The 806-nt window shown below is 65.8% G+C and carries 1 protein-coding gene; it reads right to left on the reverse strand.

The window, feature by feature from the left end:
• Window positions 1–106 precede the first annotated feature (106 nt).
• Window positions 107–806, reverse strand: a 700-nt coding sequence (locus tag LQT98_RS23600) for a metallopeptidase TldD-related protein (RefSeq protein WP_231465676.1), incomplete at its 5' end; no start/stop codon positions are given.

The raw sequence follows: 806 nt of genomic DNA on the forward strand, positions 1-806 counted from the left end.
GGCGAAAACCGCCGAGAAAGCGGAATGCACACACGGTACATGAGCATTTCGAAGCGGCACTCACCGTGCCAAGTTTCACGAAGCGCAGCAGACATTGAACAGGTTCTCAGGCTTCGCCGGCCACCATCATGCTGCGCAGCAGCACCGAGCCCATTTGCCGGCCGCCGCGCTCCAGCACGTCGTTGCCCACCGCGTCTACCTGCATGAACATCTCGCGCAGATTGCCGGCGATGGTGATTTCCTCCACCGGATGCACGATCACGCCGCGCTCCACCCAGAAACCGGCCGCGCCGCGCGAGTAATCGCCGGTGACGGTGTTGACGCCCTGGCCCAGCAGCTCGGTCACCAGCAAGCCGGTGCCCATCGCCTTCAGCAATTCTTCCAGGCTCTCGCCGGTGGAATGCACGATCAGATTATGCGCGCCGCCGGCGTTGCCGGTGGTCTGCATGCCCAGCTTGCGCGCCGAATAGCTGCCCAGCATATAGCCCTGCAGCACGCCCTTGTCCAATAGCCGGCGCGCCACCGTGGCCACGCCCTCGTTGTCGAAGGCGCCGCTGGCCATGCCGCGCAGCAGGAAGGGGTCTTCGTCTATGGTGACATTGGCCGACATCACCGGCTTGCCCAGCGAATCCAGCAAGAAGGACGATTTGCGGTACAGACTGCCGCCGCTGATGGCGGCCACCAAATGGCCGAGCAAGGACGACGCCACCGGCGCCTCGAACACCACCGGGTACTGCCCGGTCTTCACCTTGCGCGCGCCCAGGCGCCGCGCGGCGCGCTGGCCGGCCTTGGCGCCGATGGCCTCC

This window comes from Chromobacterium aquaticum, assembly GCF_021129195.1.
In the GTDB taxonomy this organism is placed as follows: domain Bacteria; phylum Pseudomonadota; class Gammaproteobacteria; order Burkholderiales; family Chromobacteriaceae; genus Chromobacterium; species Chromobacterium aquaticum.